Raw genomic sequence first — 25411 nt, 5'->3', positions numbered from 1 at the left:
ATGCCTATTACAGAGAATCAATCGGCTGACACCGTCCTCAGCATTCGCGACCTCAACATTGCGCTCCCAAAAGGGGCGGATCGCGCCCTGGCGGTGGAAGACGTTAGCTACGAGGTGAAGCGCGGCGAAATCATGTGCGTGGTGGGTGAGTCCGGCTCCGGTAAATCGATGGCCGCCAACGCCGTGATGGGGCTGCTGCCCAAGGGCGTGAACGCCACTCAGGGCGAGATACTCTTTGAAGGGCAGGATTTACTTGCCCTGACGGAAAAGCAGCACCGCGCCCTGCGCGGGCTAAAAATTGGCATGATCTTCCAGGAGCCGATGACCGCCCTTAACCCACTGATGCGGGTAGGCGCGCAAATTGCCGAAGTGTTCGAAGCCCACGGCCAGTTCAACCCCAAAGAGCGCCAGGCCCGCGCGCTGGAGCTGTTGATCGAAGTGGGTATTCCCCAGCCGGAGAAGGCCATTCGCGCCTATCCGTTTGAGCTTTCCGGCGGCCAGCGCCAGCGGGTCATGATCGCTATGGCGCTGGCGCTGGAACCCATTCTGCTGATTGCCGACGAGCCCACCACCGCGCTGGATGTCACCACCCAGGCGCAGATTCTGGAGCTGATTCGCGACCTGCAGCAGCGGCGCGGGATGTCGGTGATGTTTATCACCCACGACTTTGGCGTGGTGGCCGAAATCGCCAACCGCGTCTGCGTCATGCGCCACGGCAAGATCGTCGAGCTGGGTGACGCCAAGTCGGTGCTTGAAAATCCTCAAGACGCCTACACTCAAGCGCTGATTGCAGCGATTCCCAGCAATGCGGTGCCGCCCCACCGTGAAACCAGCCAAGTCGCTCCGCTGCTGGAGATCAAGCAGCTCAATAAGATCTTTCGCTCCCGGGGCGGATTCCTTAAACCTTCCCGCGAAGTGCGTGCCCTTGAGGATGTCTCGCTCACTCTAGCACGGGGAGAAACGGTGGGGATTGTAGGCGAATCCGGTTCGGGCAAGTCCACCCTTGGGCGCTGCGTGGTACGTTTGGAGCACCCCGACAGCGGCGAGCTGCTGCTGGATGGCGTGAATCTTTCCCAACTCAAAGGCGATGCGCTACGCCGTGAACGCCACCGGGTGCAGATGATCTTCCAAGACCCTTACGCCTCGCTCAACCCACGCACCAAAGTGGGCATGGCGATAGCCCAGGGGCCGATTGCCAACGGCACGCCCAAAGCCGCGGCGCTCAAGCAGGCGGGCGAGCTGCTCGACATGGTGGGCTTAGGCGCCAGCGCCGTGGAACGTTTCCCCCACGAGTTTTCCGGCGGCCAGCGTCAGCGTATCGGCATTGCCCGAGCGCTGGCGCTCAACCCCGAGCTGATCGTGGCGGACGAAGCCGTCTCGGCGTTGGATGTTTCGATTCAAGCCCAGGTACTGGAACTGCTGGAAGAGTTGAAGCAGCGGCTGTCGCTTTCGCTGCTGTTTATTACCCACGACCTGCGCGTCGCCGCGCATATCTGCGACCGTATAGTGGTGATGCAGCACGGCCGCATCGTCGAGCAAGGCAGCGCCGAGCAGATCTTCCTCGCCCCAAAAGAGGCGTATACCCAGGCGCTGCTCAAGGCAATTCCCGGCCGCGAAGCGCCCGTGGCAGCGACAGCGTAATTTATCGGATAGGAAAGACAAGCTAAGGAAAACACATGCAAATAACCCTGGAGGCGCTGCGCGCCATTGTTGGCCCTGGCCATGTATTGACCGGCGACGATGTGCACAGCCGCCGCGTGGATTGGATGACCGGTGCGCCCTGCCAGGCTGGGGCGATTGTTCGCCCGGCGGATACCGAGCAGCTTTCCACAGTGATGCGCGCCTGCTATGAGTTGCAGCAGCCGGTGGTCACCCACGGCGGATTAACCGGGTTGGTGCACGGTGCAGAGGCTAGCCCGGATGAGCTGGTGATTTCTCTGGAACGTATGAGCGCGATTGAAGAGATTGATCAAGTGGGCGGCACCCTCACCGTGCAGGCGGGGCACCGCTGCAGCGGGTTCAAGAAGCCGCGAAAGAGGTCGGCCTGCAGTTCCCGCTGGATCTTGGCGCCCGGGGCAGTTGCACCATTGGCGGCAATATCGCCACCAACGCCGGGGGTGTCCGGGTCATTCGCTACGGCATGATGCGCCAGCAGGTGCTCGGCCTGGAAGCAGTGATGGCGGATGGCCGGGTGGTCAGTTCCATGAACCGCATGCTGAAAAATAACGCCGGTTTCGATTTAAAGCAGCTGTTTATCGGCAGCGAAGGCACTCTGGGCATTGTGACTCGGGCTGTGCTGCGGCTACAGCCACCCACCCCCAGCGAGCAAACGGCGATGGTTGCCTGCCCTTCGTTTGAGTCGCTCACTGGTCTGCTCAGCCATATGGGCAAAGCGCTTGGCGGCAGCCTGGGTGCTTTTGAGGTGATGTGGCAAAACCACTACCGGCTGCTCACTGAAACCCTGGGCCGCCACACCCCGCCGATTGCCACCGAGCACCCGTTTTATGTGATCATTGATTCACTGGGCAGCGACGCCGAGCGCAATGCCACTCAGTTCAGCGAAGCATTAGAAAGCGCGTTAGAGAGCGAGCTGATTGTCGATGCGGTGATTGCACAGTCGACTACCCAGCGCGATGGGCTATGGGCGATTCGTGAGGATATTGAGGGGCTGGTCAAAGGCTTGGCGCCGGTGCTTACCTTCGATGTCAGCCTGCCGATTGCCGATATGCAGCGCTACACCAATGCCTTGGAAACACAGCTAACCCAGCGCTGGCCGGAGGCGCGTTTGGTGGTCTTTGGCCATCTGGGCGATGGCAACCTTCATATTTCCGTTAGCGTGGGGAGCGCTGAGATCGAAGTTCGGCGAGAGGTTGAAGCCATGGTTTACCAGCCGCTGGCCACACTGGGCGGTTCAGTCTCCGCAGAACACGGCATTGGCCTGGAGAAACGCCCCTGGCTCGCCACTTGCCGCTCCAGCGCCGAGATTGAATTGATGCATACGCTCAAGCAGGCGCTAGACCCACATCGCCTTCTCAATCGCGGTAAAATATTGAGTTAATAATTGTTTTTAGGATATCAACATGCCCCGCTACCCCAACCACTTACTGAGTGAAGGCCCTGCTAATCCATTTCCGGGCATTAAGGTGCTAGAACGCCGACTTGGCAAGGTAATCCCCCATCGGCTGGGCTCTAACGAAGGCCTGGATATGCCTCACCGCGCCCTGCGCGATCACTTTGGCGATGCCCTGGCCGAACACGTTTACTGCTACGGCGACGCCGAGGCGCTGGGTGTTCGCAAACGTATTAGCAAACAACAGGGTATGGCGCTTGAAACCCTGCTGGTAGATGCCGGTGCCGATAGTTTGATTGCCCTGGCCCTGCGCACCACCTGCGAACCGGGTGAAACCGTGGTGAGCACCGCAGGCACTTACCCCACCTTGGGTTATTTTGCCAAAGGCCAGGGCTGTAACCTGGTAGAGCCCAGCTATTATGAAGCGCCCGGCGTGCTGGCCCCGACCTGGAAGCTCTGGCCGCCGCTGCCCATCAGGAAAACGCACGACTGGTGTATCTGGCCAACCCGGATAACCCCAGCGGCCACTTACACAGCGACAGCGCCATTCTCAAACTGCGCGAGGAGCTGCCCGACACCTGCTGGCTGCTGCTGGATGAAGCCTATGGGGATTTTCGTGATGACGCGGGCAGCGAGTTCGCTGCCAAAGCAATACCGGGAGTGATTCGCCTACGCACGCTTTCCAAGGCTCACGGCTTGGCGGGCCTGCGCATTGGCTACGCCATCGCCGACCCTGACGTGCTGGCGATGATGATGAAGGTGCGTATTCACTACGCAGTATCGTCATTGACCCTGGCCGCTGCGGAAGTGGTGCTTGATCACCCTGACGAAGTTCACCAACACGTCGCTGATGTAAAAGCCCGGCGTGAGCAGTTGGCTGAGCACTTTCGCGCACTTGGTGCCGACGTACTCCCCAGCGCCACCAACTTTATCGGCATTCGCCTGCCCAGCGCCGACCTCGCCGCTGAGGTACATCAGCAACTACTCGCCGAAGGCGTTTTGGTCGCTCGTTTGACGCATCCTGAGCTGGCCAATGTGATTCGAATTACGGCGGTGCAAGCAGCGCTGGAGCCGGGAAGATTAGCGGCGTTAGAGAAAGCGATTAGCGCTTAAGCCGGGGTTAACCAGTGTTGGAAATCATCCAACTCACCGCTTACCGCCTGACTATATAAGCCCTGCAGTTGCGCCGTCACGCTGTCGGGGCTGATGGGTTCATTGACGGGTGGTGCGCCAACACGTCCACCAATGCGACGCCCATCCAGCTCGCGAAGCGGAAGTATTTCGGCAGCGGTGCCGGTTAAGAACGCCTCATCGGCAGTGTAGAGCTCATCACGAGTGATCCGCCGCTCGCGCACTTCAATACCCAGCACTTTTTGCGCCAGCTGAATCACGCTATCCCGGGTGATGCCTTGCAAACACGACGTTACTTCCGGGGTGTGCAGCACGCCATCGCGGAGTAAGAAGACGTTAGCCGCCGAGGCTTCAGCCACATAGCCCTCCGGGTCGAGCATGATGGTTTCATCGAACCCAGCCTTGATCGCCGTATTCAGCGCCAGTATCGAGTTGACGTAGTGGCCGTTGGTTTTCGCCCGGCAGAGGCTGATATTGACATGGTGGCGCGCCCAGGATGACGTCAGCGCGCGCAAACCGTGGGTGGCAGCCTGGGGTGAAATGTAGGGGCCTAGATCCCATGCAGCCACCATCACATGGGTCGTTAGACCCTGGGCGCGTAGTCCTAAACCTTCCGCACCAAAAAACACGGTAGGTTTCAGGTAGGCATTGCTCAGGCCGTTTTTGGCCAGGCACTCGCGTTGGGCATCGATCAATTCCGCTTCACTAAACGGCAGCGGCATATCCAGCGAATGGGCACTTTCTGCCAAGCGGCGGGTATGTTCAGCAGCACGAAATAAATGCGTGCCGCTGGGGCCAGCGTAAGCGCGTACGCCCTCAAAACAGCCCATGCCGTAGTGCAGCGTATGGGTGAAAACATGCACCTTGGCCTCGCGCCACTCCAGCCATTCACCATCGTGCCAGATCCAGCCATCGCGGTCATAAAGCGGTGTCATCGGTTTGCTTGCTCCCACTGTTGGCACCAGTCGTCGATTAACAGTTGCTGGTGCGGTTGCAGGGCCTGGTAGCCCCAAGCGGCAATTTCATCGTTTTGCGGATCGGGCACGGCAATGGCGCTACCCGCCAAGGTTTGGATCACCGCGTGGCCGCAGAGCGGCACATAGCCTTCTGAATAACCACCTTCGTGGATAAACACCAGCTTGCCATCGCAGCAGCGCTCGGCCAGTACTTTAAGCTGCGCGGTCATGGTGGCGAACGCCTGACTGTTGAGCAACATTTTGCCTAATGGGTCTTTGGCACAGGCATCGTAACCACAGGCCACCACAATCATCTCGGGGTTAAAGGCTTCCAACGCAGGCAGCACCAGCGTTTCCATAGCGTATGCGTAAGCGCCCAGGCCACAGCCCGGCGGCAGCGGCAGGTTAAGGTTGGCGCCCACCCCAGCACCTTCGCCCTGCTCGTCAAAGCTGCCGGTTTCCAGCGGGTAGTTGGCCGCCTGATGGAGTGAAACGGTCAACACATCGGGCTCACCATAAAACGCCGCTTGCTGGCCGTTGCCGTGGTGGACATCCCAATCGAGTATCGCCACGCGCTTAACCTGCCCCAAAGCGCGGGCGCGCATCACCGCCACGGGGATATTACCCAGCAGGCAGAAGCCACGACCCTGGTCAGCTTCCGCATGGTGGCCGGGCGGGCGGCATAGGGCGTAGGCGTTGCTCACCTCGCCCTGCGCCACGGCTTCAACAGCCGCCACGGCTAGCCCCGCTGAATGAGTGGCCGCCGCCCAACTGCCCGGCATATAAGGCGCGCAGTCACCGCCATTGCCGCCCCGCGCTTTATCGCCTGCCTGCAGCTCGTCTAAATAGCGAAGGGTATGAAAGCGCAGCAGGTCTTCCTGCGCGGCAGCGGGTGGTTTCATCACGCGAAGCTCATCAATCAGGCCGCTTACTTCAAGGATATTTTTCAGCCGCCGCTTGCTCTCGGGGCTTTCCGAAGCGGCCTGGGGCTGTAAAAACTCACCGGGCGCAGAAAACACGCCAATGGCGCCCAACTCATGCCAAAAGCAGCGTTCGTGCCAGTAAAAACCGGTCGTTTTTTTACTCATGGGGCCTCTGCTGGTAACCCTGCATAAAGGCGGCTAAGTTGGCACTTAGATGCTCGGTGGGGTAACCGCCCTCTTGAATAATCACTGTGGGTAGCGAGAGCGCTGCCAAACGTTTTCCTACCTCGATAAACGCCTCGGTTTCCACTGTAAGCCCCGCTAGCGGGTCATCTTTATGGGCGTCTAAGCCTAGCGCCACTACCACGGCATCCGGCTGGTAGCGCTGTAGGTGGTCAATTAATACCGCCAGTGCATCAAGATAAACCTCCCCGTCGCTGCCTACCGGCAAGGGCAGATTAACGTTAGCGCCTACGCCCTCCTCGCCACCCTCTTCATCAGCGCCGCCCCAAAAGAACGGGTAGAAGTCGCTTGGGTCGGCGTGCAGCGAACCTGTCCAAACATCACTGCGGTGATAGAAAATATCCTGGGTGCCGTTGCCGTGGTGCAAGTCCACGTCAATGATCGCCACCTTGGCAAAGCGTTCACGCAGCACCGTAGCGGCCAGCGCCGAGTTATTCAGCAGGCAAAAGCCCCCGGCGCGTTCAGGCCCAGCATGGTGACCCGGCGGGCGGCACAGCGCGTAGGCGGCTGGCGCACCATTAAGCACCTCTTCAGCCGCCGCTTCGGCACTGGCAGCCGACGCCAGCGCGCCTTGAAAGCTGGTCGCACTTAGCGGGCAGGCCATATCGTGAAGGTGCCAGCCCGCCTGGCCAATCGGGTGGCGCGGGTAGTGGTAGCCGCCACCACAAGGGTGAATATTAGGCGCAACTACCTCTGCCGCATTGGGCAGAGCCTGCCAGCGGGCGTAAATAGTGTCCAGAAACGTTAGATAGCGCGGCGTATGGATCTGCTCTAAGCGCTTACGCAGCGTAGGCGAATCCGCCTCTTTAGGTGCAGTCAGAGTCAGCCCTGCGCTCGCCAAGCCTTGGGTAAGTAGCTCGGCGCGCAGCGGGCCTTCCGGTGAAGGCGCAGGCTGGCCGCGCAGCAGAAAGGTCGGCGGCGCGTGGTATTCCTGATCGGAATGGTAGAAGCATTTCATATTTAAATTCGCAATCCTTGGCAGCCCGCTAGAGTAAAGAAGGAATCCAGGTAGAAAGCGCTGGAAAGGCAGCCAGCAGCACAATCACCACCAAAAACGACACATAAAACGGCAGCGAGGCAATAATCGCCCGTTCATAGGGCACCTCGGCTATTCGTGCGGCGGTCATTAAGGTCATCCCTACCGGCGGGGTTACATTGGAAATATTCAGTACCACGATCATCAAGATGGCGAAGTGCAGCGGGTCAAAGCCCAGCTGGATCATCGCTGGCACCAACACCGGCGCAATGACCACCAGCGCCGGCAGCACATCCATCACCGTGCCAATCACCAAGAGTAGCAGACACACCAGCATCAGCTGCACAAAGGCTGCATCGCTAAAGGTGGTGATCATGCTGGCCGCATCTCTGGCTATGCCCGAGCGGGTGACGAACCAGCCCAATACCGCCGAGGTTGCTAACAGGAAAAAAACCACGCCGGAGAAGCGCACCGTGGTCACCAGCGCATCCCAAATTTTGCGCCAGGTAAGATTACGGTAGAAGACCACCCCAATCACGATGGCGTAAACCGCCGCAAAACCCGAGGCTTCGGTAATCGTGGTGAGCCCGGAGAGAATTCCGCCAAGAATAATCAGCGGTACCACCATGGCAGGCAGCGCGACTAACAGTGCAATGATGGCCGCCTTAAAGGGTGTAGGTGCCTGTTTCGGGTAATTGCGCTTCCAGGCCAGGAAGAAGCTGACGCCCAGCAGTGCCAGCGCCATCAACAGGCCAGGAATAATCCCACCGGCAAACAGGTCAATCACCGAAATATCCCGCAGCAGCGTGGCGTACACCACCATCACCACGCTTGGCGGAATAATCGGCCCGATGATGGAAGAACAGGCGGTAACCGCAGCGGCGTATTCGGCATCGTAGCCCTGCTTTTTCATCTCAGGAATCATGATTTTGCCGATGGCGACGGTATCGGTGACCGCCGCGCCGGTGAGACCCGCAAAGAACACCGAGACCGAGATATTCACATGGGAGAGTGACCCGCGCACCCGGCCGAACAGCGCATTGTTGAAGGCGATCAGCTTGTGAGTCAGCCCGCCCTGGTTCATCAGCTCAGCGGTGAAAATAAAGTAGGGCACGGCAATCAGCAGAAAGCCGGAGACGCCGGAGAACATGCGGTCGGCAATGATACCGAGCATGCGCTCGCCGCCGATGGCAAAGCCACCCGCTAGCCCCGACATGGCCATCACCACCGCTACCGGTGCTCCGATAAACAGCAGCACGACAAACGCAATAATTGCAGGAGTCATGAGCGGTGCTCCCGTCAGAGGTGTCGATGAGTTCGCTAATCACGTCCTGCTCATCAATGAAGTGCTCCAGCAGGGCAAAGCCATGCACCAGATGCAGCAGCATGAGGACGCCACTGAGAGGCACCACGATAGCGGTCACCTTGCTGGGAATACGAATTTGATCAGAGACCATGTAAACCTGGGTGGCACTGGCGAAGTAATCCCAGCCGTACCACGTCAGCATCAGTGCAAACAGGCCAATCACCGCCAGGCAGAGCCCGGCAGCCACTTGCACCATTACTCTGGGCAAGCTGCGAACCAGCAGGGTCATGGCGACGTGCTCGCCATAGCGCAGCGAAATCGTCATGGAGAGAAAGCCGATCCAGGGCAGAAACAGCCGCGCCAGCGAGTAGGTCCAGCTAAGCGTGCTGCCAGTGATCAGCTTGTAGAGAAACGCAGTGAACGATATGCCCAGCATCGCCAGGATACAGCCCACACACACCACGATGGCCACCTGATTGACGAGATCGCTCAAGCGGCGCAAAGGAGTTAAAACGCCCATGGTTTTTCCTCACGCTGGGGCCTCACATTGCCCCAGCGTATATCGTTCGCTAACCGTTATTGGCCTTGTTTTTTTGACCCAGCTTTATTGGCCTAGGTTTTATTGGCCATAAATGCGGTAGTCGTCTTCTGCCAACTGCTGGCCGACGCGTTCAACTTCGTCAAGCAGCCCCTGGACGCGGGCTTCGTCCATGCCGAAGTCATCGACGATCCACTCCTGCCAAGCGGGACGGGCAATTTCCGCCATCCGCTCACGCTCAGCGTCGGGCATCAGGTAGCACTCTTCAAAGCGTTCACAGGACTCCACCCAACTTGCGGTAGCCAGTGCGCCAGACATGCCGTGGCTCAGTTGAATCGCTTCCCGGGCGGAGCTGATCACCGCTTGCTGATGCTCTTCGGGCAGCGATTGGTACCAGGACTCACTAACCACCCAGGGGGCGCTGTTATACACATGCCCGGTGAGCGTGGTGTAGTCAGTCACCGCATCGAAGTTGAAGGTGGTGTTGAGCACCGGCGCATTGAACTGGCCATCGGCAAGTCCGGTTTCCAGCGCGGTGATTAACTCGCCCCAGGGCAGCGGTGTGGCCGAAGCGCCTAGCGAGCGCATAATCGCCACGTGGGCGGGGTTCTCTTCGGTACGAATATTGAGGCCTTCTAAATCTTCGACGGTCTCAATCAAGCGCACGTTGTTAGTGAAGGCGACGAAGCCACCGCCATCGTCGAAGGTGCCCAAATAACGCATATCAGCGGCTTCGACGGTGCCGGACATAAAGTCGGCGAACCATTCACTATCAAAGAAACTCCACGCCTGACGCCAGTTGGTAAACAGGAAAGGCGCCGTGACTACTTGGTAGTCTTCGTAGAAGGATGACATCGCCCCGGCAGACATAATCGTCGACTGTAGCGTTCGCCCCCCCTGCACTTCCGAGCCGTTTTCCACCTCGGAGCCTAGCTGGCCGCCGCCGAAGATCGTGACCTCAAGATCCCCGTCGGTTCGCGCCTCCACTAGGTTCTTGAAATGCACCAGCGCCGGATAGATTTCGTTATTGCTCATATCCTCTGGCAACTGCGTGGCGATCACCATTTCATAGGATTGCGCTTGGGCATTGGCGCTGGCAATAGCCAACGGGAGCGCCGCCAGGGCGGCGAAAAATACTGATTTTTTTGCGTTCATAACACACCTCATTTTGTTTATTAGTCGGTCTTCGTTATGACTGGCGTTGCCACCTGATCGGTGACGATGTGGTGATTACTATTTTTGTTGTAAAAACCATATCTGTTGAAAAAACTATGTCTCCTGAAAAAGCTATGGTTATTCGGGAAGCGACTCCCACACTTCAATGGCAGCGGCCAGGTCTTCCAGCGAAGCCCCTACCGATTTGAATAGCGTGATGGCATCCGGTGTGGAGCGCCCCGATTTAGTCCCTGCTAGCACCTCAGCAAGCTCCGCCTGAATCTGGTCGAACTGGAATTCGCCCTCTTCAATGGCTTGCAGGATGTCGCCCGCCTCGCCTTTGGCACCGGCGTAGGAGTCCACAAATACTTCTGAACGGCGCAGACACAGCGCATCGGTTTCGCGCATCTGTGGTCGAAACGCGCCGATCAGATCCAGGTGAGTGCCGGGCGTTAGCCACTCACCTTTAATCAGCGGCTGATTGGAGAGCGTTACGCAGCTAATGATGTCCGCCTCAGCGACAGCATCCGCTAATTCCTCCACCACATGGGTTTCGAAGCGTTCGGCGTACTCGTCGGCAATCGCCGCCGCTTTACTGGGATTGCGGCCCCAGATCAGCACGCGTTTGATGGGGCGTATGCTGGCGTGGGCTTCAATCACCATAGGCGCCAGCTTGCCCGTGCCCACCACCAGCAGCGTTTCTGCATTCTCATTCGCCAAGGCTTGAGCGGCCAGCGCGGAGGCCGCCGCCGTACGACGCCGGGTTAGCTCACTGCCATCGATACAGGCCAGCGGCTGGCCGTGCTTGCCCTCGCTAAGCAAGTAGAGCCCAGAGATTGCCGGGATACCGTGGTCGGCGTTTTGCGGAAACACGTTGACCATTTTCACGCCGATGTAACCCGCCGCTTCCCAGGCGGGCATTAGCAGCATGGTGGCTTCGCCATCTGGCCGGTGCATCGCATGGTGATGGCGGGGAGGAGACTCCACGCCATTCACGAACGTTGTATGTAGCCGCTTGATCAAGCCATCCCACGTTAGGTGGCGAGTGACCTCTTCGGCAGAAACAACCCGCATATCAGGCCTCCGGCAGCGCGGCTACCACCATGATCTCCACTTTCCACTCGGGCTTGGCGAGCTGGGCTTCAAGCGCTGCACGCACAGGTGGGCGACCGGGCACGACCCAGGCGTCCCAAGCAGCGTTCATTTGGTCGAACTCCGCCATGCTGGTGACCCATATTTGCGCCGAAATCAAATGCTCTTTCGAGGTGCCCGCTTGGGCTAGCAGTTGATCGATACGCGCAAGCACCTGCTCGGTTTGGCCGCGCATATCCGCCGTGGCATCAGGAGGAACCTGGCCTGCGAGGTAAACGGTGCCGTTGTGAATCGCCACTTGGCTCATACGTGCATTGCTGTCTTGATAGGTAACGCCCATGGTGTTGCTCCTTGAAAGCGGTGCTGCTGATAAAAAGGGTCTTGATATAAGGGATTAGTCAAAGACTAAAGCGCTAGCAGGCAAATTACTTGCCCGAAGCTGAGATAGATTTGCCCGCAAGTCATGCAGGCAAGAAAATTTTATCACTAACGGTTCGGCGAGGGGCTAGCGGTCAGATGAGGGCCTAACGATCTGAAGAAGGGGAAAGCTCGAAATAACGCCGATAGGCGCGGGAAAAACTGCCTTGATCGCGAAAGCCAACCAGCATGGCGATATGCCCCAGGCTGAGTGTGCTATGGCGAACCAAGGTGCGGGCATGCTCTAAGCGCCTGCGCTGTACATAGGCCAGCGGCGTTACGCCAGTCAGCTCGCGAAAGCAGCTGTGAAAGTGGCCTGGGCTCAAGGCACACAAAGCAGCTAACTGCTCCACACGGATCTCATCGGCAAGATGCTGATCCAACCAGGCATCCAGACGCGCAAGATCCAGGCGTTCGCTAATACAGTGTTGGCCCAACTGCCCAACAGCTGTGGAAGAGGTGTCATGCAAATACATGGTCAGCGCGCGTAACAGCAGAATCGCAATTTCATTCTGTAGCGCGGGGCACTGTTCAAGCTGGTTCGCCAGGGCGTGGGTAAGCTGGTTTAACGCGGGGGGGACGCTGAAAAAACGCGGTTTATCGAAGAGGCGCTCAATCTCGCTGCCTTTCTCAAGCGAAGCTAACTGGGCAACGGGTATATCCAGAACTAAGGTACGGTTGCTGCCATCACCCTGGTACTCGTGATGGCGCGACGACGGAATCAGACAACCGCGGCGGGCGGTAACCCGCTCCCCCTGACCTTCCATCGAAAGCTCTGTAACACCACAGGTAGCTAGAATAAGTTGATGGAAGTCGTGGGTATGGGCCACCTGCTCTTGGGCTAAATTGCGGCTATGCAGCTCAAAATGGGCCATGGTGGGGTACCGTCTGTACATCGAATGCTATTCCAGCACTATAAAACGGCTAAGTAACAAAAAGCGAGAGTGAAGCCAACTGTGGGCTAACGCTCTTCCCGTAAGTGCACGGTATTTATCTAAGCGCGCTGGCTGTCATCCGCCAGTCATGGACTCAAGATAGCTTATTCGTAAGCTGCCACAAGAGTCAAAACAACATGCCACAGCGCCGACGCCCCTCTCTCAACTCTCCTCTCAGTGACCAGGAAGTCGCGGCCCTAACTCAATTAGCCAACGGCAATGCCCTACACCTACAGCGTAAAGCTGAACGCGAAGCACGACTAGCGTCAACTTTAACGCTGCACTCAGCGGCGTCAACGACCGAGACACCGTTGAGCGGTATGAAGATACTGATGATTTCGGATGTCTACTTCCCCCGCGTTAATGGTGTTTCCACCTCCATCGCCAGTTTTCGCAGCGCCCTTGAGCGTTTGGGCCACTCGGTCATGCTGATCTGCCCCGATTATCCTGTGGGCCAAGTGGACGAACCGGGCGTATTGCGCATCCGCTCGCGCCAGGTACCCGGCGACCCGGAGGATCGCATGATGCGCTACCGGGACTTGATCGCCCTGGCACCGCAGCTTGCCGCTGAAGCCTTTGACCTTATTCATGTCCACACCCCCTTTACCGCCCACTATGCCGGTGTAGCGCTGGGGCGTCGGCTTGGGCTTCCAGTGGTAGCGACCTACCACACCCTGTTTGAGGAGTATGTTCACCACTATATCCGTTGGCTTCCACGACGCTGGCTACGACTTGCCGCGCGTCGGCTTTCAGTGCACCAGTGCCAGCAGATCGACGCTTTGGTTGCTCCTTCACGGGCAATGCAGGAAGCCCTTACCCGCTATGGAGTGACCACGCCCTCCACGGTCATTCCCACCGGTTTGTCGCTGGAGTCGTTCTGCCACTCTCAGGAACCCAGGATGATAGCGACTTTCGTGCTCATTACGATCTGCCTACAGATGCGCGCCTGCTGCTCTATGTAGGCCGCGCCGCCTTTGAGAAGAACATCGATTTTCTGATCGATATGCTGCCCAAGGTATTAGCCGAACACCCCAACACCCGGCTTATCATTACCGGCGAAGGCCCGGCCCATGACTCGCTTGTCCGGCGCGCCCAGGAAGTTGGCGTGGCAGAATCGGTGCTGTTCCTCGGCTATCTCAACCGCAGCGGCCCGCTGCAAGCCGCCTACCGCGCCGCCGACGTTTTTGTATTTGCGTCACGCACGGAAACCCAGGGGCTGGTACTGCTGGAAGCGATGGCACTAGGCACGCCAGTGGTCTCCACCGCCATGATGGGCACGCTGGATGTATTAAAAGAAGGAGAAGGCTGCCTAATCGCCGAGGATAACCACGACAACTTCGCCACCAAGGTCAACCGTCTGCTAAGCGATGACACCCTGCGCCAACAGCTCGCCGAACGCGCCCAAGCCTACGCCGCTAGCTGGCACGAAGATGCCAAAAGTGCGGAACTCGCGAGTCTTTATCATCAGATCGCGGCTGAGCGTTTGGCTAGTGAGAGAAAGTAAGCGCCGAACTCTCCGCTGACACTTTGTTGACACATTCGGGCACTTAGGAGGGAAAAACTCAAATTGCAGACACAAAAAAAGGCACCTAAGTGCCTGATTTTAAAGTTGGTGCCGGTGGCCAGACTCGAACTGGCACACCCGTAAAGGCGGCGGATTTTGAATCCGCTGCGTCTACCAATTCCGCCACACCGGCAATGGCTGCGCATTATACGTAAATGTCGAGGTAGGTCAATCACATTGACTGACTTTATGCAGCCAAAGCGCTATCCTATGCCGCCTGTTTGATCAACGTTAAGAGTTATACGCCATGCAGCGCGCGGATTTTCATTACGAACTACCCGACGAATTAATTGCTCGCTACCCTTCTGAACAGCGTAGCGACTGCCGTTTGCTGTGCGTGGATGGCCAGAGCGGCGCGCTGGAACACCGCCGCTTTCCCGATTTGCTTGAGCTTCTGGAGCCCGGCGACCTGTTGGTGTTTAACGACACCCGGGTGATTCCGGCGCGCCTGCACGGCCATAAGGCCAGCGCGGCAAAGTGGAGATGTTACTGGAGCGCCCGCTGGATACTCACCGTGGCTTGGCGCATATTCGTTCGAGTAAGTCGCCGAAGCCCGGCACCGAGCTAATTTTCGAGGGCGATATTCACGCCATCGTAGAAGGCCGCCGTGATGCCCTGTTCGAGCTGCGCTTTTTAGGCGATACGCCGATGATCGCGCTGCTTGAAAGCACGGCCATATGCCACTGCCACCGTATATTACCCGGGAAGACGAACTCAGCGACCGTGAGCGTTACCAAACCGTCTATGCCCGGCGTGATGGTGCAGTAGCGGCGCCGACCGCCGGGCTGCATTTTGATCAGCCACTGCTGGACGCCCTTGCAGATAAAGGCATTAACCGTGCCTTTGTGACGCTGCATGTGGGCGCGGGCACTTTTCAGCCGGTGCGCGTCGACAACATCCTTGAACACCATATGCACAGCGAGTGGATTGAGGTCACGGAAGCTACCTGCCAGCAAGTGCGCGAGACCCTGGCAGCAGGCAAGCGGGTGGTGGCAGTGGGCACCACCAGCGTGCGCTGCCTGGAAAGCGCCTGCATGAAAAGTAGCGACGGACAGATCGCGCCTTATAGTGGCGATAACCGACATTTTCATCTACACCCGGTTACCAGTGGCGCTGCGTGGATGCTTTAATTACCAATTTCCACCTACCGGAATCGACGCTGCTAATGCTGGTGTCCTCCTTCGTGGGCTATGACACCATCATGCACGCCTATCAACGGGCAGTGGCCGAGCGCTATGCGTTTTTTAGCTATGGCGACGCCATGCTGTTGACCCGCTAGGTATTGCTGCTGATTGTTGACCCGCTTGCCCTGCACCCGTCGCGCCAAACGAACGAGATTAACGAGTTACTTTATATGCGAAACGAATGCTTTATGCGCTTTGAGCGCCTGGCCGACGATGGCCGTGCGCGCCGTGGCCGCCTCCACTTCCCCCGTGGCACAGTGGAGACCCCGGCGTTTATGCCAGTAGGCACCTACGGCACGGTGAAAGGCATGACGCCCGATTCCGTCAAAGAGATCGGCGCCGAAATCATCCTCGGCAACACCTTTCACCTGTGGCTGCGCCCTGGCACCGAGGTGATTGAAGCTCACGGCGACCTGCATGACTTCGCCCAGTGGGACAAACCGATTCTGACCGACTCCGGCGGTTTTCAGGTCTTCTCCCTCGGTGAGACGCGCAAGATCACCGAGCAGGGCGTGCACTTCCGCTCGCCGGTGGATGGCAGCAAAGTCTTTATGGGCCCGGAAGAGTCCATGGCGGTTCAGCGTTCGCTGGGCTCCGATGTGGTGATGATCTTTGACGAGTGCACGCCCTACCCGGCCACGTTTGACGAAGCCGAGAAATCCATGGAGCTGTCGCTGCGCTGGGCCAAACGCTCGCGGGATGCCCACGGCGATTCACCTTCCGCGCTGTTCGGCATTATCCAGGGCGGCATGCACCCAGAGCTGCGCGAACGCTCGCTCAAAGGGCTGCTGGAAATCGGCTTTGATGGTTTGGCGATTGGCGGGCTTTCCGTCGGCGAACCGAAAGAAGAGATGATCAAGGTGCTCGACTACCTGCCCACCTGGATGCCGGATGAGATGCCTCGCTACCTAATGGGCGTCGGCAAACCCGAAGACCTGGTGGAAGGCGTGCGCCGGGGTGTGGATATGTTCGATTGCGTAATGCCCACCCGCAACGCGCGTAACGGCCACCTGTTCACCTCGGAAGGCACGGTCAAAATTCGTAACGCCAAGCACCGTTTTGATACCCGCCCGCTCGATGAAGAGTGCGATTGCCATACTTGCCAGAATTTCTCACGGGGCTACTTGCACCATTTGGATCGCTGCAATGAAATGCTCGGCTCGATGCTCAACACCATCCACAACTTACGTTACTACCAGCGTGTGATGGCCGATTTGCGCGCGGCAATTGAAGCGGGTACATTGACGACCTTTGTGGAAGGCTTCTATGCACGGCGTGGCTTGCCAGTGCCTCCGCTAAGCCAGCCCTGACGAATTAATCGCCACGCGCCTTGGCGCGTGGTTTAAACTGTTTGGCTATGTTTTAAAAACTATGCTTTAAAAACCATGTTTTCAAAACCAAGCTTTCAAAAACCAAGCATCTAAAAACCTAAGCTTTTCTAACTCAGGAGTTCTCTGCAATGCTGGATTTCTTCATCTCACCAGCCCATGCCCAAGAAGCCGCTGCTGGCGGTGGTATTGCGCAAATCGTCATGCTGGTCGGTTTCGTGCTGATTTTCTACTTCCTGTTGTGGCGCCCGCAAGCCAAGCGCGCCAAGCAGCACAAGCAGCTGGTCACCAACTTGGACAAAGGCGATGAGATCGTTATTGGCGGCGGTTTGGTAGGTCGTATCACTAAGGTGAGCGACGAATTCCTGACCATCGAGATCTCTGAAGGCACCGAAGTTAACGTGCAGAAGAACGCCGTTGCCGCCGTATTGCCTAAAGGCACCATCAAGTCCATCTAAACCTTGTAATACCCCTGCCGAGCCAGTGCCAGCCACCCCGGCAGGGGTGACATGGTATGAATGATGGTGAACTTTGCTGTGCGCGGCGTGTCCGTGCACAGCATTCCGTTTGTAATTGAAGGCAGGGCTTGCATGCTCAACCGTTACCCCCTGTGGAAGTATCTGCTGATACTGGTCGTCCTGGTGGTTGGCCTTATCTACTCGCTTCCCAATCTATTCCCCGAAGATCCCGCCATCCAAATTAGCAGCGCCCAAGGCGACTCGCTGGATGCGCGTCAGATAGACCGTGTTGAAACCGCGCTCAGCGAACACGATATTGAGATCAAAGCCCTCGAAGAAGAGAACGGGCAGTGGCTTATTCGTTTACGCCACGATGACGATCAACTTCCTGCTCGCGACATTGCCGCTGACCTTTTAGGCGATGATGCGACGGTAGCGCTAAACCTCGCCGAAGCAACGCCAGAATGGCTACAGGCATTCTCTGCTTCCCCCATGACGCTGGGCCTTGATTTGCGCGGTGGCGTGCACTTCCTGCTCGAAGTGGATATGGAAGCCGCGCTTACCCAGCGCCTGGAAGTCAACGCCAGCGCCATGCGTGAGCTGCTACGCGACGAGCGGATTCGCTATCGTAATACCGATATCGAGGAGCGCACGCTGTCGATCGATTTTGCCAGCGCCGAAGACCGCGATACAGCCCGCAGCCTGATCAGCCGTGACTTTCCTGAGTTTGAATACAGCAGTGAAGGCGATGGCCGTGCTTCAACGCTGGTAATGACGCTTAGCGATCAATCGGTAAACGAAATTCAGGATTACGCGATCAACCAGAACTTGACCACCCTACGCAACCGGGTCAACGAACTGGGTGTCGCGGAGCCCATGGTGCAGCGCCAAGGCCCCAACCAGATCGTGGTGGAGCTGCCGGGCATCCAGGACACCGTGGCGGCCAAGCGTATTGTCGGCGCAACGGCGAACCTGGAATTCCGCCTGGAAGCGCGCAACGATACGCCGGATAACGAAACGGAAACCCTCACCTTCCGAAATGAGCCTTCGCGCTCTGCCGAGCTAATGCGCGACGTGATCATTACCGGCGATAGCGTCTCCAGTGCCAGCAACAGCTTTGATGAGAATGGTCGCCCGCAGGTCAATATTGATCTAGACGGCACCGGCGGCACGCTAATGAACCGCGCCACACGCACCAATATCGGCCGCAATATGGCGGTGCTGTTCATCGAGCATAAGAGTGAAGACACCGTGGTGGTCGACCCGGAAACGGGCGAAGAGACCATTGAGCGGGAGCCTTACGTTGAGCGCGGCCTGATCAGTTTGGCCACTATTCAGAGTGCGCTTGGCAACAGCTTCCGGATCACCGGTTTGGATTCGCCGACAGAAGCCGCTGAGCTGGCGTTGCTGCTGCGTTCGGGCTCCCTTGCGGCTCCCATCTACTTCGTCCAAGAACGCACCATTGGGCCAAGCCTGGGCGCTGAAAACATTGAGCGGGGCCTGCTCTCGGTACAGATTGGCTTGCTGCTGGTCGTGCTGTTTATGCTGGTGCGCTATAAGGTGTTTGGCGTGTTTGCCAATATTGCCCTGGCGCTGAACTTAACGCTGTTGGTCGCAGTGATGTCGATGCTGGGCGCCACGCTGACGCTGCCAGGTATTGCCGGTATCGTACTGACACTGGGCATGGCGGTAGATGCCAACGTGCTGATTTTCGAACGAATACGTGAAGAGCTGCGTAACGGCATGTCGGTTCAGCAAGCGATTCAAGCCGGCTATGAGCGCGCCTTCACCTCCATCGTCGACGCTAACATCACCACACTGCTGGTGGCCGTTATCCTGTTCTCGATTGGCTCCGGCCCGGTGAAAGGGTTCGCCGTCACGCTCTCTATCGGCATTTTGACGTCGCTGTTCACCGCTCTGATGGTGACTCGCGCCATGGTCAACTTGGCCTATGGCAGCAAACCCGTCAAAAAGCTGTGGATTTAAAGAGCATGGATTTGAAAAGCATGAATTTAAACCACGTGCTTAGCCCAGAACTGAAGAGGTGGTAATGAAACCCCTATCACACCTGCGAATCGACTTTATGGGACGGCGCAACATCGCGTTTGCCGTCTCCGCTGTGTTACTGATCGTGTCGATTGGCGCCATCCTGTTCCAGCAGCTCAACCTAGGGCTGGACTTTACTGGCGGTACGCTGATTGAGGTGCGCTACGGCGCTGCGCCCTCCCTGGACGCTATTCGTGTGCTGCTCGAAGAGAGCGGCTTTCAAGATGTCTCGGTGCAAACCTTTGGGGCATCAACCGAAGTATTGATTCGCCTCCAGCAGGCGTTTGACGCTGATGTAGGCGGCGAGGTAGTAAACCTGCTACGCGCGAGTGGTAATAGCGTTGACCTTGTTCGCTCTGAGTTTGTTGGTTCCCAGGTAGGTGACCAACTGCGTGACCAGAGTGGCTTGGGTCTGCTGGTAGCGCTCGGCGTGGTCATGCTCTATGTGGCCTTCCGCTTTCAGTACAAGTTTGCGATTGGCGCACTGCTGGCACTGCTGCACGATGTGATTATCGTAGTGGGCGTGTTCGCTCTGTTTCAGCTCGATTTCGACCTTACCGTATTGGCAGCCATCCTGGCAGTTATCGGCTACTCGTTGAACGATACCATCGTGGTTTATGATCGCGTCCGCGAAGCCATCCGCACTTCGCGTATCGACGATATGCCGCAGATCTTCAACGAAGCGATTAACGCCACGCTCTCGCGCACCTTGGCAACTTCGGGCACCACCATTCTGGTACTGCTCGCTCTGCTGCTATTGGGCGGGGATATGATTGAGAATTTCGCCATTGCGCTGCTGGTCGGCATCGTTGTGGGTACGTTCTCGTCTATCTATATTGCTGCGGCGCTACTGCTACCACTGAAGCTGTCGCGAGAAGATTTGATTCCCACCAAGAAAGAGTTCGACGAAGAAGAGGAAGAGCTGCCTTAACGGCGCATCTCTATACTCCTCTTATTTAGCCTACAAAAAAGCCCCTGCTGGGAATCCAGCAGGGGCTTTTTTTGTCTTTAAAAACGGTCGTCTTTAAAGCTTTAATCTTTAAAAGCTTAGCATTGCTACTTAAAAGTGCGGCGTGAGCTGCTTGATCAGCGCTTTATAGAGACGCGGCCCGGCTGCCATTAGCTGCCCTTCCACTTTCACCGTGGGCTGGCCGTCCGGCGTACCCATCAAGGCGCCCGCCTCCTTCAGGAACAGCGTGCCTACCAGCATATCCTGCTCTTCCAAGCCGAGTACAAAAGCGCTATCCACTCGCCCGGTGGCCAACTCACACAAATCCAGCAGCCCACAGCCCGTGGCCAGCAGATTTTCTATCTGCGGAGCAAGTTGCTGTGAAACGGTTAAATAAGCAGGTAAATTGCGCGGGCGTAGCCAGACTTCCGGCAGGCTCATGGCCATACGCGTACCGCTAATAGCGGTAGGCTTGCTAACGCGCATACGCTTGTCGTTGTGCTGGGCGCCACGGCCGCGGCTGGCGATATATTCGTCGTCGGCGAACGGGCAGATAATCACTGCGTGTTCGGGACGACCTTTGATAAGACACACCACTGAGAGTGCAAAGCCCTTACCGGCAACGGCTAAATTGGAGTAGCCGTGCATCGGTTCAATTTTCCAGACGATATCCGCGCCTTCGCCTTCACCCGCGCGGTGCGGGGTAAAGCGGCCGGTAACTCCGTGCTGGGGATAACCGCGTTCCAACTGCTGAACAATCGTCGCTTCGGCCTTGCGCGCTGTCTCATCGAGCAGGCGGTCAAGGTTAAATTCATCGTGCGCGTTCTCAATGCGTTCGCGCACGCGCAGGAAGTGTTCAACAGCGCTACGCGCAGCGCGCAGCGTAAATTGGACCATCGGATTCATGGTTGGGCCTTGTGACAGTGATGTTAAAGAACGTGATGCTAATCATAGAGCATAAGTAGGCGCAGGTGCCGCCTTTGGCGCGCAATTCTAGCAGACCACTCTCGGGCATGCCATCGACTCATGCTAGACTGCGCGCTTTACGCGATAATAATCACCCTCTTTATTCACCGAGCCTTATCATGCTTGAGCGCATTCGCATTGTTCTTATCGGCACCAGCCATCCCGGCAATATCGGCGGCGTGGCACGCGCCATGCACAATATGGGCCTAGCAGATTTAGCCCTCGTTGCCCCCCGCTGTGAAGTGATTACCCAGGACAGCATTTCCCGTGCCTCCGGCGCTGACCACCTCCTTCATCAAGCCAGTGTGCATGCCTCACTGGAAGAGGCGGTAGCTGATTGCACTCTGGCCGTGGGCGCCAGTGCGCGCTCACGCACTCTGCCCTGGCCGATGCTCTCACCGCGGGAGTTAGCTGACCGGCTGCCCGCCGAGTGCCAGGCTGCTGAGTCCCGCGTGGCGCTGGTATTCGGGCGCGAGGACAGCGGCCTTACCAATGCTGAATTACAGCGCTGCCACGCACATGTGCATATTCCTACCAATGCCGACTTTAGCTCGCTCAATTTGGCCGCGGCGGTGCAGGTGCTCGCCTATGAGTGTCGCATGGCGTGGCTAAACCAAGCAGATGGCCAAGCGGATGCACCGTCAACTGCGCCGAGTGATGACGATGATCTGGCCACCCACGCCGAACTAGAGCGCTACTTCGAGCACTTGGAACGCACGCTGATTGGCATTGATTTTCACGACCCTGATCAGCCACGACAGCTAATGGCGAGACTGCGCCGCTTGTACCTGCGCGCTCGCCCAGAACGCATGGAAATGAATATTTTGCGTGGAATTCTGTCGGCTACCGAAAAGGCTGCGAACACCAAGCCGCCCAAACCGTAACTAACTTAGGCTGGAAACGCTAAGCTTGAAGTTGATGCTGCGTGCCCCAACTTCGCTATTCTGCTAACGTGATTTCTCTATTGATATTCCAAGAACCGGCGATATTTCAAAAATCCGTTCTAATAGTTCAATAGCTAGACGCCGCCTTATATAACGCCAAGGAACACCTCATGTTTCAACGTCTACGTGAAGACATCAACAGCGTATTTGACCGCGACCCGGCCGCACGTAACTTTCTTGAGGTGCTGACCAACTACCCTGGCCTGCACGCCCTGCTGCTGCATCGCTGCGGCCACTGGCTGTGGAAAAAAAACCTCAAGTGGATAGCGCGGACGCTATCGACGTTTTCACGCTGGCTCACCGGCATTGAAATTCACCCTGGCGCCACGATTGGTCGGCGGTTTTTTATTGATCACGGCATGGGTGTGGTGATTGGTGAAACGGCGCTGGTGGGCGATAACGTAACGCTCTATCAAGGTGTCACCCTGGGCGGCACCAGCTGGAACAAAGGCAAGCGCCATCCCACCTTGGGGGATGGCGTGATTGTCGGTGCGGGCGCCAAAATACTGGGGCCCTTTACGGTCGGCGCTGGAGCGAAAATTGGCTCTAATGCCGTGGTCACCAAAGAAGTACCGCCGGGCGCCACGGTGGTAGGTATTCCCGGTAAAATCGTTAAACGCGCCGACCCCGATGTGGAAGAAGCACTGGATGTCGACCCCGCCCGACGCGAAGCCATCTGCCAAAAATTTGGCTTTGACGCCTACGGCGTCAGCCAGGACATGCCCGACCCCGTAGCCCGTTCGATGCAGGCAATGCTCGACCATATGCACGCCGTGGATGAGCGCATTGAGCGCATGTGCTCTACCCTGCGTAAGCTAGATGACAACTACCGTGACGGCCAGTTACCGGCGCTGCGCGATGAAGATTTTGCCGATATTCTGGACGAGAACGATACCGGCTGCACCGGCGTTGGCAAGCACTCGGCCACTCCACCATCAGCCGAGCAAGAAACGCTGCCGCCGCGTAATGGTTGACCAAAGCACTCAGGTTTTCCCATAATGGCAGCACATTTGCCGTTAGTGCGCTGAGCTTTCAGCGTCGAGGGGCTTGCCATGCGCTTGACCACTAAAGGCCGTTACGCCGTTACCGCCATGCTCGATTTAGCCTTGCATGCCCACAACGGCCCGACCAGCCTAAGCGATATCTCCCAGCGTCAAGAGATATCGCTCTCCTATTTAGAGCAGCTTTTTGCTCGCCTGCGCCGTGCAGGCTTGGTCAACAGCGTGCGCGGCCCAGGCGGCGGCTATCTGCTTTCGCAGCCTGCGGACGCGATTAGCGTTTCAAAGGTGATTGACGCAGTAAATGAAAGCGTTGATGCCACCCGTTGCCAGGGGCTCTCTGACTGCCAACAGGGTGACACCTGCTTGACCCACCATTTGTGGTGCGAGCTCTCCGTGCAGATACGCCATTTTCTTGACGATATGACCCTGGCACAACTGATGCTGCGTCCTGATGTCATACGTATTGCGTCGCGACAGAAACAGCGTGCCGAGGCAGGCATTCTCGCCTCTTCACCCTGACCCCACGACACAAACCCGATTACCTTGATCGATCAACCGCTGGAACGTAACGATGACCACACCCACGCTGCCCATTTACCTGGATTACGCCGCCACCGCGCCGGCGGATGCCCGCGTGGTTGAGGTTATGCAACGCTACCTGACGGTTGACCAGCTATTTGCCAACCCGGCTTCGCGCAGCCATATGCTGGGCTGGCAGGCAGAGCAGGTGATTGAGCAGGCGCGCCGCCAGGTGGCCGATGCCATTGGCGCCGACCCGAGAGAGATCGTCTGGACCAGCGGCGCCACAGAAGCTGACAACCTAGCGCTGATTGGTTTTATGCGCGCCAACCGCGAGCGTGGCCTACACTTGGTGACCTCGACGATTGAGCATAAAGCCATCGTTGACACTGCCCATGCGCTGGAGAAAGAGGGCTTTGAGGTTACCTGGCTAACGCCGGGCCAGGATGGCCGTATTGACCCCGAACAGCTGCGCGCAGCGATGCGCGATGACACCGCGCTGGTTTCATTGATGGCGGTTAACAACGAACTGGGCAGTATCAACGATATCTCGGCTCTAGCGGCCGTTGCCCATGAGTTTGGCGCGGCGTTTCATACGGATGCTGCCCAGGCGGTGGGGCGTATTCCCTTAGACGTAGTGGCTCAGCAGATCGACCTGATGTCGTTATCCGGCCATAAAACTTACGGCCCTAAAGGCGTCGGGGCGCTTTATGTGAAGCGCCACCCGGACATCCGCGTTGAGGCGCTGATACATGGCGGTGGCCATGAGCGCGGTATGCGTTCAGGCACCCTACCGACACACCAAATTGCTGGCATGGGTGAAGCCTTTGCACTGATGCAGCAGCAGTACGACGAAGACAACGCCCATATTATGGGCTTGCAGCAGCGCTTTCTGCGTGGCCTGGAGGGGCTTGATGGTGTGTTCTCGAACACGCCGCTGAATGACACTGAAAAGCGAGCAGTACCCAACATTCTCAATCTGGCATTCGAAGGTGTCGACGGCGAGTCACTGCTGATGGCGTTGCGCGATGTAGCGGTCTCCACCGGATCGGCGTGCAACTCGGCCAGCGTCGACCCGTCCTATGTGCTGCTCGGCATCGGCACACCACGCTCGCTGGCGCTCTCATCGCTGCGTTTTAGCTTCGGGCGCTTTACCACCGAAGCCGACATTGATCATGCGCTAACGCTCATACACCTAGCGGTGCGCGGTTTACGTACACCGCCCCGTCAAGCGGCTGACTAGCTGACTATTTTTAAGGAGGACGCCTCATGGCAACACTCAATATTACCCCGGCTGCCGCACAACAGATTCGCCACGTGCTCGACGAGCGCGGCCAAGGCCTCGGCCTGCGCGTTTCGGTCAAGCCAAGCGGCTGCTCTGGCTATAGCTACGTGCTGGATTTTGCCGACACCGTCAGTGACGAAGAAGTCCATTTTGAAGCCCACGGTGCCAGCGTCTATGTCACCCCCGATGCGGTAGAGATGCTTAACGGCAGCGAAGTGGATTACGTCAGCGAAGGGCTGAACCGCTTTTTCCGCTTCAACAACCCTAACGTCAAAGATGAGTGTGGCTGCGGTGAGAGCTTTACCGTCTAAGCATTGCTTGGTCAGCTTCATCGCCGGTATTCATCCCCCGGCTTAAGCGCTATAATCACGCCCCTGGATACACAAGCGCAGGCAGCCGGGTTACGCCCGCATGCTTTTTTGACA

General features: G+C 57.7%; 24 protein-coding genes, 1 tRNA gene and 3 pseudogenes. 17 read left to right on the top strand and 11 right to left on the bottom strand.

The annotated features are described in order from the left end of the window. From FDY98_RS03245 to FDY98_RS03235, 3 genes and pseudogenes are all read left to right on the top strand, one after another. A complete protein-coding gene (locus tag FDY98_RS03245; RefSeq protein WP_027957408.1) occupies positions 1-1641 on the top strand; it encodes an ABC transporter ATP-binding protein in 1641 nt (546 codons plus the stop codon). 35 nt (positions 1642-1676) lie between these two features. After that, positions 1677-3058 (top strand): annotated as a pseudogene (locus tag FDY98_RS03240) (FAD-binding oxidoreductase). A gap of 22 nt (positions 3059-3080) precedes the next feature. Next, positions 3081-4183: pseudogene (locus tag FDY98_RS03235) on the top strand (pyridoxal phosphate-dependent aminotransferase). Here FDY98_RS03235 and FDY98_RS03230 read toward each other — a convergent pair. The 9 genes and pseudogenes from FDY98_RS03230 to FDY98_RS03190 form a co-directional block, all read right to left on the bottom strand. Beyond that, positions 4180-5136, bottom strand: a complete 957-nt coding sequence (locus FDY98_RS03230) for a branched-chain amino acid transaminase (RefSeq protein WP_027957411.1) — start codon at positions 5134-5136, stop codon at positions 4180-4182. The pseudogene FDY98_RS03235 and the gene FDY98_RS03230 sit on opposite strands and share 4 nt — an antisense overlap. Further along, positions 5133-6245, bottom strand: coding sequence for a class II histone deacetylase (locus tag FDY98_RS03225; RefSeq protein ID WP_027957412.1), 1113 nt, complete (start codon positions 6243-6245; stop codon positions 5133-5135). Before FDY98_RS03225 ends, FDY98_RS03230 begins: the two co-directional genes overlap by 4 nt. After that, entirely contained in the window at positions 6238-7281 is a 1044-nt protein-coding gene (locus FDY98_RS03220) for a histone deacetylase family protein (RefSeq protein ID WP_027957413.1), read from the bottom strand. The genes FDY98_RS03225 and FDY98_RS03220 overlap by 8 nt, the downstream gene beginning before the upstream one ends. A 28-nt stretch (positions 7282-7309) precedes the next feature. Continuing rightward, entirely contained in the window at positions 7310-8584 is a 1275-nt protein-coding gene (locus tag FDY98_RS03215) for a TRAP transporter large permease (RefSeq protein ID WP_027957414.1), read from the bottom strand. Positions 8585-8594: 10 nt separating this feature from the next. Further along, positions 8595-9125: pseudogene (locus tag FDY98_RS03210) on the bottom strand (TRAP transporter small permease); the annotation flags it as partial. 99 nt (positions 9126-9224) lie between these two features. Then, positions 9225-10298 (bottom strand): TRAP transporter substrate-binding protein DctP, encoded by a 1074-nt coding sequence (dctP, locus tag FDY98_RS03205; RefSeq protein WP_027957416.1) that lies wholly within the window; start codon positions 10296-10298, stop codon positions 9225-9227. Between the two features lie 138 nt (positions 10299-10436). Continuing rightward, positions 10437-11372 carry an ornithine cyclodeaminase family protein gene (locus tag FDY98_RS03200; protein WP_027957417.1) on the bottom strand — a complete coding sequence of 312 codons (936 nt, stop codon included), beginning with the start codon at positions 11370-11372 and terminating at the stop codon, positions 10437-10439. A 1-nt stretch (position 11373) separates the two neighbouring features. Beyond that, entirely contained in the window at positions 11374-11730 is a 357-nt protein-coding gene (locus FDY98_RS03195) for a RidA family protein (RefSeq protein WP_008959745.1), read from the bottom strand. Between the two features lie 184 nt (positions 11731-11914). Further along, a complete protein-coding gene (locus tag FDY98_RS03190) occupies positions 11915-12682 on the bottom strand; it encodes a helix-turn-helix transcriptional regulator (protein WP_027957418.1) in 768 nt (255 codons plus the stop codon). A gap of 197 nt (positions 12683-12879) precedes the next feature. Here FDY98_RS03190 and FDY98_RS26700 point away from each other — a divergent pair, with 197 nt between their 5' ends. Both FDY98_RS26700 and FDY98_RS26695 read left to right on the top strand, forming a co-directional pair. Continuing rightward, a complete protein-coding gene (locus FDY98_RS26700) occupies positions 12880-13704 on the top strand; it encodes a glycosyltransferase (protein WP_340146681.1) in 825 nt (274 codons plus the stop codon). Next, positions 13620-14246 (top strand): glycosyltransferase, encoded by a 627-nt coding sequence (locus FDY98_RS26695; RefSeq protein ID WP_340146842.1) that lies wholly within the window; start codon positions 13620-13622, stop codon positions 14244-14246. Before FDY98_RS26700 ends, FDY98_RS26695 begins: the two co-directional genes overlap by 85 nt. A gap of 106 nt (positions 14247-14352) precedes the next feature. Here the strand turns inward: FDY98_RS26695 and FDY98_RS03180 are convergent. After that, positions 14353-14439: transfer RNA gene (locus FDY98_RS03180), tRNA-Leu, on the bottom strand. 114 nt (positions 14440-14553) lie between these two features. Here FDY98_RS03180 and FDY98_RS26690 point away from each other — a divergent pair. The 7 genes from FDY98_RS26690 to secF all read left to right on the top strand — a co-directional run bounded on the left by FDY98_RS26690 (position 14554) and on the right by secF (position 20253). Next, on the top strand, positions 14554-14874 hold the full coding sequence (locus tag FDY98_RS26690) for an S-adenosylmethionine:tRNA ribosyltransferase-isomerase (RefSeq protein ID WP_340146680.1): 321 nt from the start codon (positions 14554-14556) through the stop codon (positions 14872-14874). 109 nt (positions 14875-14983) lie between these two features. After that, a complete protein-coding gene (locus FDY98_RS26685; protein WP_340146679.1) occupies positions 14984-15436 on the top strand; it encodes an S-adenosylmethionine:tRNA ribosyltransferase-isomerase in 453 nt (150 codons plus the stop codon). Next, positions 15424-15585: an S-adenosylmethionine:tRNA ribosyltransferase-isomerase gene (locus FDY98_RS26680; protein WP_340146678.1), complete on the top strand. Its 162-nt coding sequence runs from the start codon at positions 15424-15426 to the stop codon at positions 15583-15585. The genes FDY98_RS26685 and FDY98_RS26680 overlap by 13 nt, the downstream gene beginning before the upstream one ends. A 93-nt stretch (positions 15586-15678) precedes the next feature. Further along, a complete protein-coding gene (tgt, locus tag FDY98_RS03170) occupies positions 15679-16800 on the top strand; it encodes a tRNA guanosine(34) transglycosylase Tgt (RefSeq protein ID WP_027957421.1) in 1122 nt (373 codons plus the stop codon). A 149-nt stretch (positions 16801-16949) separates the two neighbouring features. Continuing rightward, positions 16950-17276 (top strand): preprotein translocase subunit YajC, encoded by a 327-nt coding sequence (gene yajC / locus FDY98_RS03165; protein ID WP_007111584.1) that lies wholly within the window; start codon positions 16950-16952, stop codon positions 17274-17276. A gap of 132 nt (positions 17277-17408) precedes the next feature. Further along, positions 17409-19262 carry a protein translocase subunit SecD gene (gene secD / locus FDY98_RS03160; RefSeq protein ID WP_027957422.1) on the top strand — a complete coding sequence of 618 codons (1854 nt, stop codon included), beginning with the start codon at positions 17409-17411 and terminating at the stop codon, positions 19260-19262. A 64-nt stretch (positions 19263-19326) separates the two neighbouring features. Then, positions 19327-20253 carry a protein translocase subunit SecF gene (secF, locus tag FDY98_RS03155; RefSeq protein WP_022520069.1) on the top strand — a complete coding sequence of 309 codons (927 nt, stop codon included), beginning with the start codon at positions 19327-19329 and terminating at the stop codon, positions 20251-20253. A 129-nt stretch (positions 20254-20382) separates the two neighbouring features. On the opposite strand, the gene FDY98_RS03150 is transcribed toward secF, so the two are convergent. Continuing rightward, complete coding sequence (locus FDY98_RS03150) at positions 20383-21177, bottom strand: inositol monophosphatase family protein (protein WP_027957423.1); 795 nt, start codon at positions 21175-21177, stop codon at positions 20383-20385. A gap of 179 nt (positions 21178-21356) precedes the next feature. On the opposite strand from FDY98_RS03150, the gene FDY98_RS03145 reads away from it, so the two are divergent. The 5 genes from FDY98_RS03145 to FDY98_RS03125 all read left to right on the top strand — a co-directional run bounded on the left by FDY98_RS03145 (position 21357) and on the right by FDY98_RS03125 (position 25297). Beyond that, entirely contained in the window at positions 21357-22121 is a 765-nt protein-coding gene (locus FDY98_RS03145; RefSeq protein ID WP_027957424.1) for an RNA methyltransferase, read from the top strand. A gap of 170 nt (positions 22122-22291) precedes the next feature. Next, positions 22292-23155 (top strand): serine O-acetyltransferase, encoded by an 864-nt coding sequence (gene cysE, locus FDY98_RS03140; protein ID WP_027957425.1) that lies wholly within the window; start codon positions 22292-22294, stop codon positions 23153-23155. A gap of 78 nt (positions 23156-23233) precedes the next feature. Next, positions 23234-23701: a Fe-S cluster assembly transcriptional regulator IscR gene (iscR, locus tag FDY98_RS03135; RefSeq protein ID WP_022520074.1), complete on the top strand. Its 468-nt coding sequence runs from the start codon at positions 23234-23236 to the stop codon at positions 23699-23701. A gap of 52 nt (positions 23702-23753) precedes the next feature. Beyond that, positions 23754-24944 (top strand): aminotransferase class V-fold PLP-dependent enzyme, encoded by a 1191-nt coding sequence (locus FDY98_RS03130; RefSeq protein ID WP_027957426.1) that lies wholly within the window; start codon positions 23754-23756, stop codon positions 24942-24944. A gap of 26 nt (positions 24945-24970) precedes the next feature. Continuing rightward, entirely contained in the window at positions 24971-25297 is a 327-nt protein-coding gene (locus FDY98_RS03125) for a HesB/IscA family protein (protein WP_027957427.1), read from the top strand. The last annotated feature ends 114 nt before the right edge of the window (positions 25298-25411 follow it).

It is taken from the genome of Halomonas sp. PA16-9 (assembly GCF_009728585.1).
In the GTDB taxonomy this organism is placed as follows: Bacteria; Pseudomonadota; Gammaproteobacteria; order Pseudomonadales; family Halomonadaceae; genus Vreelandella; species Vreelandella titanicae.
This window is presented reverse-complemented; position numbering and strand designations above follow the sequence as displayed.